The sequence below is a fragment of the Nonomuraea terrae genome (genome assembly GCF_004348995.1).
Taxonomy (GTDB): Bacteria; Actinomycetota; Actinomycetes; order Streptosporangiales; family Streptosporangiaceae; genus Nonomuraea; species Nonomuraea terrae.
Window position 1 is genome coordinate 54,614 of record NZ_SMKQ01000004.1, and the last position, 16,752, is coordinate 71,365.

Consider the following 16,752-nt stretch of genomic DNA (forward strand, 5'->3'; position numbering starts at 1 on the left):
GGGGATTGGCGTGGACGGCGTGTTCGGGCCGGAGTCGCAAGGGGTGGCGTTGTCGTTCCAGCGGGAGAAAGGACATGCAGCGTCGCACTACAGACCGAGCGCCACGGCTGTCTGCTATCACCCTCCTGAGCGATATCCGCGCTGAACACGACCAACTACCGGATGCATTACGGAGAAGCGTTTGGTTTCGGCCCGCCCCACCCCGCTGCGCACGATGCGATGAATGACTATCTTCGCCGGGCCCACATGGAGGCTTCATCGACCGTGATCCACCTGCGTGATGTTGTCCGGCCCAAATTCCTTGAGGTCGGCCTCGAATGGCGTCTGGACGATGACCTGAAACAGCTCGATCAGGCTGTCACTCTCACGGACCTCCAATGCCCCCGCCGTACTGCAGCTGTTTGATCAAGCTCCAGAGGCTACGCGGCTCCATCATCGTGTTCATCGACGCGGCACGCGCTGCCCTCTCGGAGCCCAGCCTGAGGAGCTGACGCGACACTAGAAGCGCACTGAAGATGTTGCTGGTGGAGGGGGTCTCGGAGCCGGGATGCCCCTCATCGCCATGCGATGGAAGGGCTGATCACCCAGGTGCCGTTGGTGCGGGTCAGTCCGAGACCGATCAGGGTGCGGAGGTTGAGGGCGGCGGCGCGGGTGTGGAGCCAGGCATCGTTTTGATGGTGCCGAGGTAGCGCAGGCGGCGGCTGCCGCGAGCCACGACCCAGGCCATGCCACGTTCGACCGGTGGCCGCCAGCGACGGTAGTCGGCTCGCCAGACCTCATCGGTGACGGCCTGGCGGCGGGCGGCGGCCATCAGTCAGCGGCGGTCGTGGTGGAGCACACGGCTGCGATTTCGCCCCGTCCGGATATAGGTGATTCCTGGCCGGACAAAGGCGGCGCCGCACGCCGATCGGTGGGCAGCATGAAAGTCGGACACACGGTCCACAGCCGACACACTTCCCGGAAAATCAGAGATCATGCCAGAGGTCATCGCGGGGTTGGAGGTTCCTGAGACAGCGGTGGTCGCCGAAGCGACCAGGCTCATCCAGGAGACGACCAGCCCCCTCATCTACCACCGCTCCCGGCGGGTCTTCTTCTTCAGCCTGATTCACGCGCACCAGCTCGGCGTGAAACCGGATCCGGAGCTGCTCTACGTGGCGGCCATGTTCCACGACACCGGCCTCCTGACTCCCTTTTCCGACGTCGAGCAGCGCTTCGAAGTCGATGGCGCCGACCACGCGCGCAAGTTCCTCCTGGACCGGGGTTTCTCGACGGCCGCCGCCGAGACCGTCTGGACGGCATAATGGGGGTCGCGAGGATGGGGGAGCTGGGTCTAGGCGATACGTGCGGCATACTCCGGCAGCCTTGGATCACCTCCCGGCGCAACAGTTCAGGTCTCGGGTGGGAGCATCTGTACGTCTCCACCCAACAGGAACGGCCGTACCGCGCCGAGTTCGCCCCCGCCGCCACCCACCTGCTGATCCTGCACCTCGACGGCCCTGTCACCGTGAGCCGCGGCCAGGGCAGAGCCCGGCGTTCCCGTCAGGTTCCGCCCGGAGGGTTCTTCCTCCACCCGGCCCGCCGCGGTCTGGCGGTGGAGCTCGGCGGCCGGCTCGACACGGTGCACGCGTACCTCACCGATGAGGCACTACGCGAGGCCAACGACGGCCGAACGGTGGAACTGTCCGAAGAACTGGGCGCCACCGACCCCCTGGTCGAACAGCTCATGCTGACCCTGCAAGGCGTCATTCAACGCTGGGAACCTGCCGCACGCACCTACGTGGACCACCTCACCGGGATGCTCGCCGCCCAGCTGGCGCACTGGCATCGTGCCGACCGTGAGCGCACCCCGTACAAAACCCCGAGGGGGCTTTCGCCGCGGCAGCTTTCCTGCGTGCGGGAGTTGATGGAGCAGCGGCTCGCCGAGCCGCTGCCGATCTCCGACCTCGCCGCCGCGGCTTCACTGAGCGTCAGCCAGTTCACCCGGCAGTTCAGAGCGAGCACGGGCAAGTCGCCGCACCAGTACCTGTTGCGGTTGCGCCTGGAGCAGGCATGCCGCCTCCTGCGTACCGGGACCGCCTCCATCGGGGAGGTGGCGGTCAGCTGTGGCTTCTCCCACCAGGAACACCTCACCCGGGTGATGCGCGCCCGGCTGGGCACGACCCCTGCCGCCGTCCGCCGCGCGGGTTGACCTCCCCAATCCGCCGCCATCGCGCATCCTGTGGTGCGTTTTTCGCGCAGCGAGCGCCGGTCGTTGCAACCACGGGCTCAGCGTCATTCTGGATCGACCACTGAGGGCATCAGTGATCTTCCCATTGGTGCGGTGCTGCCGTCCTTCCATGCACTTGGCGTAGACACGGTGCAGCACGTCAACACTGTGCCCGGCCCGCTTGGCAACCTCGGTGGCCGGGACACCCGCGTTCAGCCAGAGCGATACGGCGGCGTGGCGCAGGTCGTACGGTCGGGCCGCCAGCGGGGAGGTGACTTGTTCAGGGGCGAGGGACAGCCGTCGCGCCTCCTGCCAGACGGCCGAATACGCCGAGGAGGAGAACGGACGGCCCTTGCTCGTCTTGAAGAGCCGGCCGTCGTCGGCCGTGCCGTACCGGGTGATGTGCTCTCGGAGTGCGGTGACGAGGGCCGGAGGGATCGGGATGTCGCGCGTATCGTTCCGGGTGCCGATTAATCATCCGTCCAGGTCAAGCCGCATGCTGGTACTCCCTGAGGACACCGCCGAGTCGATCATTTCGGCGGATGTCGAGTCGCGCGATCAGGGCTTGGTCGCTGATCGGATCGGGGAGCAGACGGCGCGGGGCTGCCTGTCCAAGAGCCCGGTGCGGTCGGTGTTCGTTGTAGAACGTCTCGAACTCGCGCAGCGTGTGCAGAAGGTGGCGCTGGTTCCAGATCAAGGTGCGGTCCAGCAACTCGCGTCGGCAGGTCTGGATCCAGCGCTCCATGATTGAGTTCATCCGAGGTATCCGGATACCGGTCTTGACCACCTGCACTCCGGCATCGGCCAGGACGGCGTCGAAGGCCGCGATGAACTTGGCGTCCCGGTCACGTATCAAGAACCTGGCTTGCTGCCCGCGTCCTGCAGGTCCATGACGAGATTACGGCCGAGCTGAGTGACCCACTGCCCGGTGGGGCGCACGGTAACGCCGAGAATCCGAACGCGGCGGGTGGCGTGCTCGATGACTGCCAGGACGTACAGTCGCGCCCCGGTGAGCGTGCGGATCTCGAAAAAGTCACAGGCCAGCAGCGCCCCGGCCTGGCTGCGCAGGAAATCGGCCCAGCTGGTGTGCTCGCGTTCAGGCGACGGGGCAATGCCGTGGACTTTCAGGATCTCCCAGACGGTGGAGGCGGCGACCTTGATACCGAGCGCGGCCGACTCGCCGGCGGACCAGCAACGTGAGGTGCCGGAGCTTGCCCATCGACAGATGGTGGAGCAGCCATGAGAGGAGAAACCGGTCATCCGGCGTGAACACGGGCTTGGCCACCTGCCGCTGCAAGACCGTCAACTGATGCCGGAGCCCCAGGATCTCGATCTCTTTGTCGCGATCGCTTCTGGGTAGCAGCCGGATGAATGAGAAGGTGTTCGTCACCGTGAGGTAGGCCAAGCGCAGCAGCACGACAGATCATCATGCCGTTTCTGGTGCAGCCCTCGCGACTACCAGACCGAAGCACGCGATCGCCATCACCCCTGCGACCTGCTCGAATGATTTTCGGCACCCGCAGAGTACCAGCATGCGGCTTGACCTGGACGGATGATTAATCGGCGCCCACACTGTCCGGGGAAACTTCTGAGTTTGCAATCCAGCCTCTCGTGGTTCGGGTTCCTCTGCCACACGACATCGGCGCCTGGCCCCCACATCAGACCTCAGAGCGAGGACCTGGAAACACAGCGCGGGAGGACCTCACCACTTGGCGCCCGCAGATCAAGGATGCGGTCTTCATCTGCGAGCGCCCGAGTCACCGCGCGTCGGCCATGAGGGGGAGGACGTTGGCCGGCGTCTCGCCACGCGCGTAATCGCGCAGCTGACGCAGGATGAAGTCCAGCGACGTACGGGTGAAGGCGTGGGTGAACGCTCCGATGTGGGGTGTGATCATGACACCGGGCAGGTCCCACAGCGGGTGGTCGGGGGGCAGGGGTTCTGGTGCGGTCACGTCCAAGGCGGCGCGCAGCCGCCCGTGCTCCACCTCTCGTACGAGTGCCTGCGCGTCGACCAGTTCCCCTCTGCCCACGTTGACCAGAACGGCTCCATCCTTCATCAGGGCCAGCCGGGAGGCGTTCATCAGATCGCGTGTGTCATCCGTCAGCGGTACGCACAGCACCACGGCGTCCGCGCCGGGGAGAAGTTCGTGCAGTTCCGCGACGGCGTGCACGCGGCCGTCCATGCCGTCGCGAGCCGTCCGCGCCACCCGCACGACACGGCAGCCGAACGGGGCGAGCCTGGCCGCCACCGCCGTTCCCACCGCTCCCTGACCGACGACCAGGACGTTGCTGCCGGACAATGTGGGGAACCTGCGGGGTTGCCACTGTCGTGCCGACTGCCGGCGGAAGAAGTGGTCGAGGCCGCGTGTCGCCGCCAGGAGCAGGGTCGCCGCGAGTTCGGCCGTGTTCTCGCTGTGCACCCCGCGCGCCGTGGCGACACGGGCGCCGGGAGGCAGCAATCCGAGGTACGGCTCCAGGGCGTCGTGCCCGGAGCTGAGCACCTGGAGCACCTCCAGCCGCTCGATACGGGGCAACAACCGGTCCAGGATCTTCTGCTCTTCGCCAGGCACCGGCGGCAGCACCAGGAACCGCACGTCCTCCGGATCGGATGGGAAGTCAGCAACGCCGTCCCAGTAGTAATACGTCAGCTCCGCAGGGAGCCGGCCGGGGAAGTCCTCGGGGAGATAGGGAAGCCACACTGTGCGGCTGTCAGTCATCGTGTCCTTCGCTTTTCTCCGGATCGCTGCAGGGCGGGCTGCTCTCCATGCGGAGGTTCCCCGGAGCGGTCGGCGTGACAGGCAGCACCCAGGCGGATGTGATGGACCGCCCCGGCGACGGCCCGGCTCCGCCCTCGCGATTCCTAATACGCCATTACCGTATCAATTGCCACTTTTGCACCATTGTTTCTGTTTCCTGTCGCCGCCCCTGGGCGGGCGGAGAGGACCTCCTGGTGCGGGTGGGAGAACTGATCGGCTACGCCAGACGTTCGACGTCCTGATCAGGCCAGGTTGCCAGCCGGGATCCGTGTCGGAGCGAACCACTTGTGAATCCAGTTCGGGTAGGCGATAGGCGACCGGCTGACCTCGTCGAGTTCGGCGAGATCCTGTTCGGTGAGGGTTAGGTCGCTGGCGGCGATGTTGTCCGTGAGCTGTTCCAGCTTGCGAGGGCCGACGATGACGCTGGTGACGGCGCGCTGGGCGAGCAGCCGCGAAGTGGGCGAGGCGGGAGACATCGGTCTGCACGACCAGTCGGCCGTCCAGCAGCGCGCTTCACGACGATTACGTCGCCCGCCGCAGCCGAACCCGCGCCACCGACACGTCGCCGGGCCCCCGCTCCGGCGACCGTGAGGATCCACGTCAGGGCAGCTGACCAGCGGCTCTCAGCCGGTCTCCCCCAGCGTCTCGAAGGTCGCCTGAGCCTGCTGCCGCATGGCCGCCAGGACCGGCTCGGGAATCGGGGGCAGCGCGAGCGCGACCTCCTCCGGAGTGCCCACCCGGTCGAAGAACCCGACCAGCAGGTGCGCTGCCAGGGTCGGCGACGTCTCAATCACCTTCTTGGAGAAATCCGCCCAGGCCTCCGGGGACACTTGATCACGCAAGACGGGGAAGAGCAGCGGTTCCTCGTCTTCCAGGTGGTGGAGAACCAGGTCGCGCACGACGGTCGCGGCCTCCCGGAGAACAGCCCGGTCGGCGCCGTCCGCCACTGCCGCCTCGCCAAGGGCTTCAAGGGCGGCATCGAGCTGGTGGTGTTCGACGCTGAGCGCGGCGAGTCCCTCGGCAGCTTGGGGAGCGACGGCGACGATCATCGGCCACAGGTCGTCGTCTTCGCTCTCGTGATGGTGATGCAGGTGCGCGACCAGGAAGTCGCGCAGCTCGGCCAGCGCGGCGGCGGGTACCGAGGGCCGCCCGGCGGCCTCGACCAGCAAGGTGGTCGCCTGCCGGTGCACGTTGTGCACGAGACGGGTTTCCAGAACGGCTATGGGTTCAGCAGGCATGTTCATCACGATTGAGGACGCTAGTCAATAGAGATGCCTCTGGTCAATGTGGGCATCCCCACAGAAAAATGGGATAATGCTGATATGAGCAGGTATTACTCTCCCCGTCGCATGGACGCGGCCGCAGACACCCGGACGGCGATCATGCAGAGTGCGCGGGAGTTGTTCCTCGCCCGTGGCTACCCGGACGTGACGGTCGCCCAGATCGCGGCGGCGGCCCGAGTGGCGGTGCAGACGGTCTACAGCAGCACGGGAGGCAAAACGGCGATCCTGGCCGCGCTCCTGGCTTCCGCCATGAACGACACCGCCGTGACGGAGAGCCTCGAAGCGGTGGCGACGTGCACCGATCCGGGGGCGATCATCGACATCACCGCCGAGGGCACTCGCCGCGCCCATGAGCGGCACTGGGACGTTCTGTACGGCCTGCTCCACGATGGTCTCGGAGACAACGGCGCCACGGAGGTCCACAACGAAGGAATCACCGCGTACCTCAAGGCCCTGACCACGGTGGCCGATCGCCTGGTCGCCCTGGATGCGCTCCGCCCGGAGCTGGATCACGCGCTGGCCGTCGACCTGCTCTGGTTCTTCCTGGGCCAGCGCGCCTGGTTCCTGCTCATCGGGGAGCGAGGCTGGAGCTTCGACCGCGCTCAGGAGTGGATGGCGGACTCGGCCCGCCAGGCGCTGCTGCGGTCATCTGGGCACTGACAACGAACTCCCCGCGTTCAGCCATATGGAGAGCGGGCGTATCCAGAGTCAAGATGCTTGAGCCTTGGCGGCCTCGTGCTCTTGGTCGGCTTACCATCGAATGACCTGATGACCGACTCGGTGAGTGCGGGACATGTGCGGGATGACCAAGCTTCACATGGCAGCGTCACAGCCGGGATCTCAGCACGTCGATCTCACAGCCCGGCGCGAACGGGTCGAAGCCGTGCTCGACCAACCAGCGAACCCCCAGCAGGCTTCGCAACGACCACCACGCGCGGATCACGTCGAGGTCGACGTCGGTGCCATAGCCGGCGACGACGTCGCCGAGGTGCTCCTCGTGTCCGAGCGTCAAGGTGGCGAGGTCGAACAGGGCATCGCCTTGGCCCGCCTCGGACCAGTCGATGATGCCCGTGATCCCGTCGCCGTCGACGAACACGTGAGCGATCTGCAGGTCGCCGTGCGTGAACACCGGAGCCCACGGCCGGAGCGCGGCCTCGGCGACCTGGCGGTTGCGGGTGACCAGGTCGGCGGGCAGGACGCCGTTCGTCACGAGCCACTCGCACTCGCCATCGAGATCCGCCGCCAACTCGTCGGGGCCCCGGCCGGCCCGGCCGGGCCTGGGCGGCAACGGCGCGTCGTGCAACCTCCGGATGGTGGCGCCCGCCGCGGCCCACGCCGCCGGGGACGCGGTCGACGGCTCGCCGAGGCGGCCGAGCGCCCTCCCCGGGACTGCGGCGATCGCGAGCACCGGCGGCTTGTGCCACAGGACCTTCGGGGTCGGGACCGGCGCCAGGGCCATCGCCTCGACCTCGACGTCGATGCGCGCCTGATCGGCGTCCACCTTCAGGAACACGTCGCCGACGCGCAGGGTCGCGCGCTCGGAATGGGCGACGACCATTTCGACCTCATCCATGGGCGACCAGTATCCCGGGGATGATCGTCGACGTCACCGGGTTTATCGCGGGTGATTGCGCGGCTCACCGCGTCCCGCTACCAAGCGGCCTCGTACGCGACACCGACCGCTGACCAGGTCAAGTCCACCACTTTGGGCAGGAGCCCTTAGGAGGCGCTCAACCAGATCCACCGGCGGCAAGCCACGGCTGATTGGAGTTGATCGAACAAGCCGCACCCCGTAGCCCCAGTCTGTCCCCGCGAACTGGATCTCCTACCCACCATCAGAGCGACTGATGTCATACTCGGCGACAAGCTCCTCCATAAGGACCAGGCATGGGTTTGGGCCAGGCGTCCAATATTGGCCTCCTTTGACAACAACTACTTCCCACGTTATTTCCGGGCACGGAAAAGCCGATCTTCGAACATCCCGAGATCCGGATCCTCCGACTCGCCGGCGCGGCGACATCCTTGAACTTCATCAGGGCCAAACTTCGACAGAAGTGGGATCTGCTTTCTCAACTTCTGTTCGCATGCCAGGATCGCGATCGTCTCGATAAAGCTCCGACGTAATCCTTTCCGCGAACTGTCTTGCCCGGCGCGTATCCTCTTCGATCCACTACCGCACTGAAAAGCTTGAACCTGCTGCCCGAACATGCCTGCAGAAGAATGCCGCCTACCGCAGCGACGCCGGTTATGACAGCCGCAATGGAGGTCCACTCGTTGTGGGTGAACCTCACGAGTACAAACCCTCTGCGAGACGCGGCTCTTGTGGACCACCACCAGGACTGAGCGGATCACCAGGCACGCGCGACTCCGTTGCCGGACCTGAGCCTCCGGGACCTGAACCCGAACGCGCCCTGTTCGTCGCCGACTGTTGGATTTGATCTGTCTGACAAGGTGACGCCGATGGGTGTTCGATAGAGGATGAAGGGGTCGCGCCACCGATCGAAGGCTGGGAACCGGACATGCCAGAATCCGGAAGGGAAGAGTCCAGTGCATCCCGTAAGGACGGTCTACGCGAGTCCGCTGATCGACCAGGCCGGGACGACGGTGCGCCACAGAATTCCACGCGCCCCGATCCCACCGGGCCACCCCCTCACCGCCAAAAGGAGGGGAAAGTCCTCGCCGACGCAGGAGAAGCTACCGAGCCACCTCGCCCCGGTGGCGCCTCTGCCGGGAGTCGGCGGCGCACCTCCTGGCGCCTGTTGTTGGGCCGGAACGCGGGTGAACGTGCGGGGGTCATCGCCGCAATCACCGGCGTGCTGGCACTCGTGGTGGGCGTGCTGGCATGGCTTCTCCCCCAGAGTGATGGCAAGAGCAGCGATGTGCCGGAGGGATACCTCGGCACTTGGAGAGGTCAAGTGACGATGACCTTCCCCGACCCCTTAGGGGAGGGAAGAGGGACGGGGATTGACGAGATAACGATAGAGCAGGGCAGTATCGGCGACACCGTCGTAGCTCAACGTGCCGTTGACTGGGGTCAGAACAGTGGCTGCTCACGTAGCTGGCAGCTCGCCGAGGTCAAGAGCGACCACATCATATTGAAGGCTGGCACCACCGACACCCCGGATGACTTGCCCTCGGGAAAGACATGCCTGGCGGATCTGACCATGAGTGTCCGGCTGACCGACAAGGCAACAATGGTCATTCAGGCAGATTACGAAATCCTCGGGACGGCCACGGGAGCGTTCAGTGGATCTCTGGCACGACAGAGTTGAACGTAGCCGGTCAACCGTCAGGGAGGGGCGCTGAGCAGGCGCCCGTGAGAGTCGCGGACGCCTGTGGACAGGCTCGAACTGGCTTGTGAACAGCAGTTCAGCCTCCCGGCACGGTTCCGCGGGAGCCCGGGAAGCGGCGAAGAGGTGATGCGGGCGACCATGGAGCTGGTCCAGGTTCCCTCGCTCGTGTCACAGGCGTTCGTCAGGGCTTTCGTCCGACGCCGACGTACAGGTCCATGTCCGAGGTCTCGTCTTCGAACGGCGCATCGGCCGCGACGGGGTTCCATCTGGCCGCCGGCACCAGGCCGGGGTCGACCATTTCCATCCCCTCGAAGAACGCGGCAAGCCGTTCGGGCGTGGACAGGTAGATGGGCGGGTTGCCGAACGCCTCGTTGTAGGCGGCCGCTGCGCGGTTCATGTTCTCGGGTTTGAGGACGTTCGTGTTGACGGAGATCACCAGATGGCTGCCCGGGACGAGGGCGTCCATGAGCGTCCTGACGATGGCCAGCGCTTCGGCGTCCTCGGCGATGTGATTGAGGACGCCGAGCAGCATCACCGCGACAGGTTCGCCGAGCTCGAGCGTCTTCGCGGCGGCGGACAGGATCTCGTGGGGTTCCCGCAGGTCGGCGTCGATGTAGTCGGTCGCGCCCTCGAGGCTGCTGGTCAGCAGGGCCTTCGCGTGGGCGAGCACGACCGGGTCGTTGTCGACGTACACGATGCGGCTCTCGGGCGCGGCGCGCTGCGCCACCTCGTGGGTGTTGTCGGCCACCGGCAGGCCGGTGCCTATGTCGAGGAACTGACGGATGCCGCGCTCGCGCACCAGATGGTCGACGGCGCGGCGTAGGAAGGCCCGGTTGTGCCGCATCATCGCGACCATCTCGGGTTCAGCCTGGACGACCTGCTCGCCGATCACACGGTCGATGTCGAAGTGGTCCTTGCCACCGAGCCAGTAGTTGTAGATGCGGGCGGAGTGCGGCACGTCCGTGCGGATCAGTTTCTCGGGACCGTGCTCATCACCGGGGGGTCGCTCCTGTGTGGTCATGTCCCGGAGCGTACGTCGACCGCAGCGACTCGGGGAGGTGCTTGATCGAAAACCGATGTACGGACACCGCAGAGCGGCCGGGATGAGGGCTCGTCATGCGCAACTCCGCCAGGTAGTCGGATCGGGCATCGAAGATCATGCAAGTCTTCGAAGGCGCCAACCGGAGCCAGCGCCCGATCATCAGCCGTCGCCTGGCCAAGCGGCCTGTGACATGCGGAAACCCCGCCTCGCCCGTGCTGGAGGCGGGATTCGCTGTCTTGTCTTCGGGGCTTGAACGCGGCCCCGGTCATCGGGACCGGACGGATCAGCGGCGGTCGGGAGCCGGCGGCGCCCGTGGAACCGCGTCAGGTCCAGGTCGCGGCCTCGGGGTCGATGCCCCGATCGCGGGCGTTGGCGTCGATGATGTCGCGTAGCCACAAGGTGAGGCCGGGCTCCATGGCGTCGTAGTAGGCCGCGAAACCGGGGTCGGCGACGTACATCCGTCCCAGGCACACGTGCATGGAGTGGGTGCAGTGAAAATATGCGTCGATCGATGCTCGGTGCCGCTCGGCGAGTGTGTTCCCCTCGGCACTTCCGGGCCTGACGCCCGCGCGTTTCGCGGCGGCCAGGTCATCGTGCAGAGCGGAGGTGCTTTCCGCGAGCTGCCGCCAATCCTCGGCCGTCCTGCCCGCCGAACGTTCGGCGTACTGCGCCCACTGAGCCGTGTCACCCCAACGGTCGCGCGCTTCGGCGACCCATGACGGTTGCCACTGCTTGCCGAAGATCTCGACTTGTTCCTCGGCGGAGAGCAAGATACCGGCGCTCGCGGCCTCGATCATGCGGTCAACCGCATTGACCATCCCTTGCAAGCGGGAGATGCGTTCGGCGAGTTGTGCGCGCTGTCGCCGCAGCGACACGGTGGCGTCGATCGCCGGGGCGTCGAGGAGCTCACCGATGTCGTCGAGGGGCAGGCCGAGCTCTCGGTAGATGAGCACTCTGTGGATGCGGGCGACGTCGCCTGCCGAGTAGAGCCGGTAGCCACCGATGGTGCGCCCGGACGGACGGACCAGTCCGATCGCATCCCAATGGTGGAGAGTTCGGACGGTCACGCCGACAAGGGATGCCGTGGCCCCGACGGTAAGACCATCGGGTGCCACTGCGTCGTCGGCGGCACCGTTCGTCATGCCGTCCAGTCTGACAGCCGCGACGAGAGGTGACGGAGCCGGAGCCGGCGTTCTCACGCCCCCGGGATCTCGAAGCCCATGGCTTCGAGATTCCGCGCTTCGGCGCTGTGAGGGTCGAGAGGGCGAGCGGCCGTCAGGATGACCCGGACGTTCTCGGGCGTGATGACTTCCAGGTCCACCGTGTTCCACGGGGTCTGCCGCGGTCCCGTGGTGCAGCCGGGCAGCAACTCCTCACAGGCCGCCGCGACTTCGTCGATCTGGCTCAGCACGCACGAGAAGCTGACACTTACCGCGGGAACCTCGGAGGATCGGCCCGTCGGCACAAGGAGCACGTCCTGGAACGCCCACCGTCGAAGGTGTGTGATCGCGCCGGGGATCGTGAACAGATCGATGAAGCCGAGCCCGCGAATCCAGAAGTCGGCGGACGCGGCCAGGTCGGACGTCGGCACTGTGACGAACATCGGCATGCCGTAGATGCCCCGGTAGACCTCGGGCGGTTTCGCGTCGAGCGCGGGAGTGGGAACAGGGCTGATGTCGAATGCGGGATAGTGGTCGGCCATGCACCCACTCTGGAGCCTTACGTAACGTCAGGGTCAAGCTCGATACTCCCGCACCCCGCGGACGGTCGCGGCATCCGCGCGTCGGCCCTGCTTCATGCCTCTGACCAACCATCCATTTCCCGCACCCGGGCGGCGCACTATTGTGCGAACCGTGAGTGATGTGATCGATGGCCACCGCGAGCGGGTGCGGGCCGCCGACCCGCTGGTCGCCGTCACGGATCTCGGCGAAGACCTGATCGAGACCGCCAACGCCGTCGGCGTGCCGTCGATGGCCACGGCCGGCCCCGACGCCCGGTCAGTGCCCTGGGGCCCCCTGACCACCTGCACGCTCCACGCCAGGGTCGCAGGTGACGACCCCGCGGACTCCCTCGGGCGTCTCCTCGACCGCTGGATCTCGGCTCTCGACGCCGAGCCCGATTCCGGGCTCGTGGTGAGCTGGCCGAGCCGGGACACCGCTCCTGTCGCAGCACTGGTCAGGCGGGGGTTCGCGCCGCGGTCCGTGCTCGCCGTCCGCGTCTGTCCCCCGTCGGCCGGTGGGCGGCCATCCGCTGGTGTACGGCGCGCCGTGGCGGATGATCTGGATGCCATGTGCCGGCTGTACCTGGAGCTGATCGCCTACGAGGCGCAGTTCGGCTGGGTTCCGGTGTTGCCCTGGACACCCGCCGCCGCCCGGGCCGAGCTCGAGGAGAAGCTCACGCGTGACGACGGCTGGTGCTGGCTGGCCGAGCAGGACGGTGAAGTCGTCGGCATGCTGTCGGTCCACCACCCCGATCACGCGGGGTGGATCGCGCCTGCCGTGGCGGCTTCGTCGCCCGTGGCGTACGTGGGTTCCCTGTACGCGCGGCCGGGCGGCAGGGGCCGCGGCATCGGCGCCGCACTGGCCGGCCACGCCCATGCCGAGGTGGCGTCGGCAGGCGTCGACACCGTGCTGGTGCACTACGCGGCTCCGAACCCGTTGTCCGTCCCCTTCTGGTCCCGCCAGGGCTACCGGCCGCTCGTCACGACGTGGGGACGGTGGTCCCAGCAGCCGTGACGCAGGGGTGCTCGTTCGCGCGAGGAGCAGCGCGACGACGGTCACGACGTGACAGGCCAGCACGGGCCAGGGCTCGGCGTGTCCGCGGACGCGGGCGACGATGACCGCGTACCTGCCGGCGTCGCAGGAGCACGGGACCTCGCTGGGCCGAGGCTCCTGGACGTTCCCCGTCGGCCGGTGGGTGCGGCTGGAGCAGGAGATCCGGCTGAACACCCCGGGCCGCGCGACGGGTCGATCACCGTGTGGCTCGACGGCCGGAAGGTGCTGAGCCAGGCGGATCCGGTCTTCCGGAGCACGGCCGAGCTGAAGATCGACGGAGTGTTCTTCTCGACCTTCTTCGGCGGGGACGACGCGAGCTGGTCGAGCCAGGCCGGCCAGCACGTCGACTTCGCCGGTTCGAGCTGACCAGGTGATCGCCTCAGGCCCTGCTGTCGCGTAGCTCCGTCAGGGTGGCCGCCGTCAGGGGGCGGGGGGCGTCGTCGGGTTCGATGAGGATGACCGTGCAGGTCGCCGTATGGGTGAGGGCGGTGGTGAAGCTGCCGTCGGCGAACTGGAGCAGCGGCCCGCGCGGGGAGCGGCCGACGGCGACCGTGCGGGCGCCCGTTTCGGCGGCGTGGCGGGCCAGGGCGCGGCCGGCGGCGGCGTGGTCGCCGACGCTGGTGAGGACGTGGCCGGTCGCGGCGACACCGTGCGCGGCGAGCCGGTCCAGGTGGGCGGTGACGGCGGCGCGGGCCTGGTCGTGGGTCTCGGTCTCGATGGCCTGTTCCTCGACGACGGCGGTCTCGGAGACGTGGACGACGTCCAGCACGCTGCCGCTCTCCCGGGCGTACCGCGCGGCCGTGTCGACGATCGAGGCGGCGTTGTCGTACGCGCCGACGGCCACGACGAGCAGCGGCCGGTCGGCGGGCACCGCGCGGCCGACCGGGGTGAGCGCCGGTTCGACGGGCTCGCCTTCGCCGAGCTGCCGCTCGGCCTGGCGGAGCAGCCGGTGCCCGCTGGCGAGGATCGGGACGGCCAGCAGGAACGTGGCGGCGCCGAGGTAGAAGGGCACGCTGAGGTCGGAGGCGTCGGCGAGCTTGCCGGCGACGAACGGGGCCAGCCCGCCGCCGATGAAGCGCAGGAAGCCGTAGGCGGAGGAGGCCACCGGGCGCTCGACCGGCGAGACGAGCATGACCGCCTGGGTGGTGAGGGTGTTGTTGATGCCGATGAAGGCGCCGCTGACGATGACGGCGACGATCACCACGGCGGGCGTCCGCACGCCGGCCGCGATGACGGCCATCACGATCGCGAGGCCGAGCAGGTTGGCGTACAGCACGGGCGCGGTGCCGAAGCGGGACTGCAGGCGCGGCGCGAAGAACACGCTGAAGGCGGCCACGAGCAGGCCCCAGCCGGTGAAGACCAGCCCGAGGTGATGGGCGTCGAGCTCCATCGGGTACGGGGCGTAGCCCAGCATGGTGAAGAAGCCCCAGTTGTACAGCAGGGCCATGATGCCCATGGTCAGCAGACCGCGGTGACGCAGCGCCTTGAGCGGGGCCGTCACCGAGGTGGGCCGGTCGGGCTTGGGCGTGGCGGGGACGAAGACGAGGGTCGCGATCAGGGCGACGGCCATGAGGACGGCCACGCCGAAGAAGGGGCCGCGCCAGCTGATCCCGCCGAGCACGCCGCCGAGCAGGGGGCCGACGGCGATGCCGAGGCCGAGGGCGGTCTCGTACAGGATGATGGCGCCGGCGAAGCCGCCGCTGGCGGAGGCGACGATGACGGCCAGCGAGGTCGCGATGAACATCGCGTTGCCGAGGCCCCAGCCGGCGCGGAAGCCGACGATGCCGTTGATGGAGCCGGTGGCGCCCGCGAGGGCGGCGAAGACGGCGATGACGGCCAGGCCGATGACCAGGGTCCGCTTGGCGCCGATCCGGCTGGAGATCCAGCCGACGATGAGCATCGCGACGGCGGTGACGATGAGGTAGCTGCTGAAGAGCAGGGAGACCTGGCTCGGGGTGGCGTTCAGGCTCTCGGCCAGGGCGGGCAGGATCGGATCGACCAGGCCGATGCCCATGAACGAGATGACGCAGGCGAACGCGACGGCCCAGACGGCCCTGGGCTGCTTGAAAGGGCTGGCGGTCTTTCCGCGGGATGTGCTCATGTTCCGTTTCTCTTGGGATGTCGTGAGGGGCGGGGTCAGGAACGCGGCGGCCGGCGGTCCTCGATCACCCGGGCCAGTGCGGGCAGGGCGACCGCGACGGCGTGCTGCTCCTGCTCGGTCAGCTCGTCGATCAGTTGCTGGAGCGCCAGGGCGCGTTCGGCGCGCCGTCGCAGGAACACCTCCACTCCGGTGTCGGTGACCTCGACCAGGACGCCGCGTCCGTCGCTGTGATCGGCGGTGCGCCGTACGAGGTCCCCGCGTTCCAGGCGGTTGACGAGCTGCGACATGTTCGGCTGGGAGACGCCTTCCGCGCGGGCGAGTTCGGTCAGCCGCTGCGGACCTTCGCGCGCCAGGCGGCTCAGCACGAAGGAGGCGGCGCTGCTGAGCCCGCCCGTGGTCGCGCTCAGCCGGACGTGCCGCACCAGCTGTTCCACGGCGATCGTCAAAGCGTCGGCCGAACCCTGCGGGATCGCCACGTCCATAAGGGGCTTATGCATAGGTGCATTATGGACTTCCGCTTTTCCGGCAAACGACCCACCCCCGGCGAAGACGGCGAATATCACCGCCATGGCCGGAGAAAGTGCGGGTATGGATCGAACCATGATCTTCTTGAGACGGGCAGCACATGTCGCCGTCCTCGCCCTGATGGTCATCCCGATCGCCGCCGTCCTCGCCGCCAAGCCGGCGGCGGCCGAACAACGCAAGCGGTCGCAGGCCGCCGCCCTCGCCCGCAGCATGCTGACTCAGCTCAAGATCGCCAGGCCGTTGTCCATCAGCGGCTACAGCCGCGCGAAGTTCCAGCCCAGCTGGCCGAACCGCAGGGGGAAATGCAGCACGCGGGAGATCGTGCTGGCCCGCGACGCACGGAGCATCCGCCGTGACTCCCGCTGCCATCCCGTCCGGGGCACCTGGTTCAGCCCCTACGACGGCAAGCGGCTGAAGAGCGAGAAGAACGTGGACGTCGACCACCTGGTGCCGCTCTCCTACGCCTGGCGCTCGGGCGCCAAGCGGTGGAGCCCGGCCAAACGACGCGCCTTCGCCAACGACCTCACCCGCCCCGAGCTCATCACCGTCAGCCACTCCGCCAACATCGCCAAGGGCGGCAAGGGGCCGCAGAGCTGGCGTCCGCAACGCCGGGCCTACTGGTGCCGGTACGCGACCTCATGGATCACCGTCAAACACCACTACGGGCTCTTCGTGACGAGCAGGGAGCGGGTGGCTCTGCTCAACATGCTGCGCACCTGCTGAGGAACGCGCCGGGCGGACGTGCGCGGTGCGGAGGAACGGCCGCGTCCGC

19 protein-coding genes and 2 pseudogenes are annotated in these 16,752 nt (G+C 67.6%); 7 read left to right on the top strand and 14 right to left on the bottom strand.

Annotated features, from left to right (window positions below; translation table 11 throughout):
* Window positions 1-255: 255 nt before the first annotated feature.
* Window positions 256-378, bottom strand: coding sequence for a hypothetical protein (locus E1286_RS51130; protein ID WP_281282613.1), 123 nt, complete (start codon window positions 376-378; stop codon window positions 256-258).
* A gap of 241 nt (window positions 379-619) precedes the next feature.
* A complete protein-coding gene (locus E1286_RS52330; protein ID WP_484213903.1) occupies window positions 620-811 on the bottom strand; it encodes a transposase in 192 nt (63 codons plus the stop codon).
* 163 nt (window positions 812-974) lie between these two features.
* Between E1286_RS52330 and E1286_RS02700 the strand changes: the two genes are divergently transcribed.
* A complete protein-coding gene (locus E1286_RS02700; protein ID WP_223189480.1) occupies window positions 975-1,301 on the top strand; it encodes an HD domain-containing protein in 327 nt (108 codons plus the stop codon).
* Window positions 1,301-2,188 (top strand): helix-turn-helix domain-containing protein, encoded by an 888-nt coding sequence (locus E1286_RS02705; RefSeq protein WP_223189482.1) that lies wholly within the window; start codon window positions 1,301-1,303, stop codon window positions 2,186-2,188. The genes E1286_RS02700 and E1286_RS02705 overlap by 1 nt, the downstream gene beginning before the upstream one ends.
* Window positions 2,189-2,356: 168 nt before the next feature.
* Here E1286_RS02705 and E1286_RS02710 read toward each other — a convergent pair.
* From E1286_RS02710 to E1286_RS02730, 6 genes and pseudogenes are all read right to left on the bottom strand, one after another.
* A pseudogene (locus E1286_RS02710) lies at window positions 2,357-2,677 on the bottom strand (tyrosine-type recombinase/integrase); the annotation flags it as partial.
* Between the two features lie 16 nt (window positions 2,678-2,693).
* Window positions 2,694-3,062, bottom strand: coding sequence for an integrase core domain-containing protein (locus E1286_RS48990; RefSeq protein ID WP_223189484.1), 369 nt, complete (start codon window positions 3,060-3,062; stop codon window positions 2,694-2,696).
* Window positions 3,059-3,466, bottom strand: a complete 408-nt coding sequence (locus E1286_RS48995) for a hypothetical protein (RefSeq protein WP_223189486.1) — start codon at window positions 3,464-3,466, stop codon at window positions 3,059-3,061. The genes E1286_RS48990 and E1286_RS48995 overlap by 4 nt, the downstream gene beginning before the upstream one ends.
* 497 nt (window positions 3,467-3,963) lie before the next feature.
* Entirely contained in the window at window positions 3,964-4,923 is a 960-nt protein-coding gene (locus E1286_RS02720; protein ID WP_132608669.1) for an NAD(P)-dependent oxidoreductase, read from the bottom strand.
* A 281-nt stretch (window positions 4,924-5,204) separates the two neighbouring features.
* Window positions 5,205-5,438, bottom strand: coding sequence for an aldo/keto reductase (locus tag E1286_RS02725; protein ID WP_132608670.1), 234 nt, complete (start codon window positions 5,436-5,438; stop codon window positions 5,205-5,207).
* A 147-nt stretch (window positions 5,439-5,585) separates the two neighbouring features.
* On the bottom strand, window positions 5,586-6,206 hold the full coding sequence (locus E1286_RS02730) for a hemerythrin domain-containing protein (RefSeq protein ID WP_132608732.1): 621 nt from the start codon (window positions 6,204-6,206) through the stop codon (window positions 5,586-5,588).
* Window positions 6,207-6,284: 78 nt separating this feature from the next.
* On the opposite strand from E1286_RS02730, the gene E1286_RS02735 reads away from it, so the two are divergent.
* Window positions 6,285-6,905, top strand: coding sequence for a TetR family transcriptional regulator (locus E1286_RS02735; RefSeq protein ID WP_132608671.1), 621 nt, complete (start codon window positions 6,285-6,287; stop codon window positions 6,903-6,905).
* A gap of 166 nt (window positions 6,906-7,071) precedes the next feature.
* On the opposite strand, the gene E1286_RS02740 is transcribed toward E1286_RS02735, so the two are convergent.
* Window positions 7,072-7,818 (bottom strand): phosphotransferase family protein, encoded by a 747-nt coding sequence (locus tag E1286_RS02740; RefSeq protein ID WP_132608672.1) that lies wholly within the window; start codon window positions 7,816-7,818, stop codon window positions 7,072-7,074.
* A 1,240-nt stretch (window positions 7,819-9,058) separates the two neighbouring features.
* On the opposite strand from E1286_RS02740, the gene E1286_RS02745 reads away from it, so the two are divergent.
* Window positions 9,059-9,517 (top strand): hypothetical protein, encoded by a 459-nt coding sequence (locus E1286_RS02745; protein WP_132608673.1) that lies wholly within the window; start codon window positions 9,059-9,061, stop codon window positions 9,515-9,517.
* 202 nt (window positions 9,518-9,719) lie between these two features.
* On the opposite strand, the gene E1286_RS02750 is transcribed toward E1286_RS02745, so the two are convergent.
* The 3 genes from E1286_RS02750 to E1286_RS02760 all read right to left on the bottom strand — a co-directional run bounded on the left by E1286_RS02750 (window position 9,720) and on the right by E1286_RS02760 (window position 12,282).
* On the bottom strand, window positions 9,720-10,559 hold the full coding sequence (locus tag E1286_RS02750; RefSeq protein ID WP_132608674.1) for an SAM-dependent methyltransferase: 840 nt from the start codon (window positions 10,557-10,559) through the stop codon (window positions 9,720-9,722).
* Window positions 10,560-10,903: 344 nt separating this feature from the next.
* On the bottom strand, window positions 10,904-11,722 hold the full coding sequence (locus E1286_RS02755; RefSeq protein WP_132608675.1) for a MerR family transcriptional regulator: 819 nt from the start codon (window positions 11,720-11,722) through the stop codon (window positions 10,904-10,906).
* A gap of 53 nt (window positions 11,723-11,775) precedes the next feature.
* On the bottom strand, window positions 11,776-12,282 hold the full coding sequence (locus E1286_RS02760) for a VOC family protein (RefSeq protein WP_132608676.1): 507 nt from the start codon (window positions 12,280-12,282) through the stop codon (window positions 11,776-11,778).
* 151 nt (window positions 12,283-12,433) lie between these two features.
* Between E1286_RS02760 and E1286_RS02765 the strand changes: the two genes are divergently transcribed.
* Both E1286_RS02765 and E1286_RS02770 read left to right on the top strand, forming a co-directional pair.
* A complete protein-coding gene (locus E1286_RS02765) occupies window positions 12,434-13,315 on the top strand; it encodes a GNAT family N-acetyltransferase (RefSeq protein WP_165969536.1) in 882 nt (293 codons plus the stop codon).
* Window positions 13,316-13,415: 100 nt separating this feature from the next.
* Window positions 13,416-13,720, top strand: a pseudogene (locus E1286_RS02770) (polysaccharide lyase).
* Window positions 13,721-13,733: 13 nt separating this feature from the next.
* Here E1286_RS02770 and E1286_RS02775 read toward each other — a convergent pair.
* A complete protein-coding gene (locus E1286_RS02775; RefSeq protein ID WP_132608679.1) occupies window positions 13,734-15,455 on the bottom strand; it encodes an MFS transporter in 1,722 nt (573 codons plus the stop codon).
* 35 nt (window positions 15,456-15,490) lie between these two features.
* A complete protein-coding gene (locus tag E1286_RS02780; RefSeq protein ID WP_132608680.1) occupies window positions 15,491-15,952 on the bottom strand; it encodes a MarR family winged helix-turn-helix transcriptional regulator in 462 nt (153 codons plus the stop codon).
* Between the two features lie 103 nt (window positions 15,953-16,055).
* Here E1286_RS02780 and E1286_RS02785 point away from each other — a divergent pair, with 103 nt between their 5' ends.
* Entirely contained in the window at window positions 16,056-16,703 is a 648-nt protein-coding gene (locus tag E1286_RS02785; RefSeq protein WP_132608681.1) for an HNH endonuclease family protein, read from the top strand.
* The last annotated feature ends 49 nt before the right edge of the window (window positions 16,704-16,752 follow it).

Bases quoted from the DNA above. Each gene is read 5' to 3' on its own strand.
- E1286_RS52330 (WP_484213903.1), bottom strand. From the start codon at position 811: ATGGCCGCCGCCCGCCGCCAGGCCGTCACCGATGAGGTCTGGCGAGCC.
- E1286_RS02700 (WP_223189480.1), top strand. From the start codon at position 975: ATGCCAGAGGTCATCGCGGGGTTGGAGGTTCCTGAGACAGCGGTGGTC.
- E1286_RS02705 (WP_223189482.1), top strand. From the start codon at position 1,301: ATGGGGGTCGCGAGGATGGGGGAGCTGGGTCTAGGCGATACGTGCGGC.
- E1286_RS48995 (WP_223189486.1), bottom strand. From the start codon at position 3,466: ATGACCGGTTTCTCCTCTCATGGCTGCTCCACCATCTGTCGATGGGCA.
- E1286_RS02720 (WP_132608669.1), bottom strand. From the start codon at position 4,923: ATGACTGACAGCCGCACAGTGTGGCTTCCCTATCTCCCCGAGGACTTC.
- E1286_RS02725 (WP_132608670.1), bottom strand. From the start codon at position 5,438: ATGTCTCCCGCCTCGCCCACTTCGCGGCTGCTCGCCCAGCGCGCCGTC.
- E1286_RS02730 (WP_132608732.1), bottom strand. From the start codon at position 6,206: ATGAACATGCCTGCTGAACCCATAGCCGTTCTGGAAACCCGTCTCGTG.
- E1286_RS02735 (WP_132608671.1), top strand. From the start codon at position 6,285: ATGAGCAGGTATTACTCTCCCCGTCGCATGGACGCGGCCGCAGACACC.
- E1286_RS02740 (WP_132608672.1), bottom strand. From the start codon at position 7,818: ATGGATGAGGTCGAAATGGTCGTCGCCCATTCCGAGCGCGCGACCCTG.
- E1286_RS02750 (WP_132608674.1), bottom strand. From the start codon at position 10,559: ATGACCACACAGGAGCGACCCCCCGGTGATGAGCACGGTCCCGAGAAA.
- E1286_RS02755 (WP_132608675.1), bottom strand. From the start codon at position 11,722: ATGACGAACGGTGCCGCCGACGACGCAGTGGCACCCGATGGTCTTACC.
- E1286_RS02760 (WP_132608676.1), bottom strand. From the start codon at position 12,282: ATGGCCGACCACTATCCCGCATTCGACATCAGCCCTGTTCCCACTCCC.
- E1286_RS02775 (WP_132608679.1), bottom strand. From the start codon at position 15,455: ATGAGCACATCCCGCGGAAAGACCGCCAGCCCTTTCAAGCAGCCCAGG.
- E1286_RS02780 (WP_132608680.1), bottom strand. From the start codon at position 15,952: ATGCATAAGCCCCTTATGGACGTGGCGATCCCGCAGGGTTCGGCCGAC.
- E1286_RS02785 (WP_132608681.1), top strand. From the start codon at position 16,056: ATGATCTTCTTGAGACGGGCAGCACATGTCGCCGTCCTCGCCCTGATG.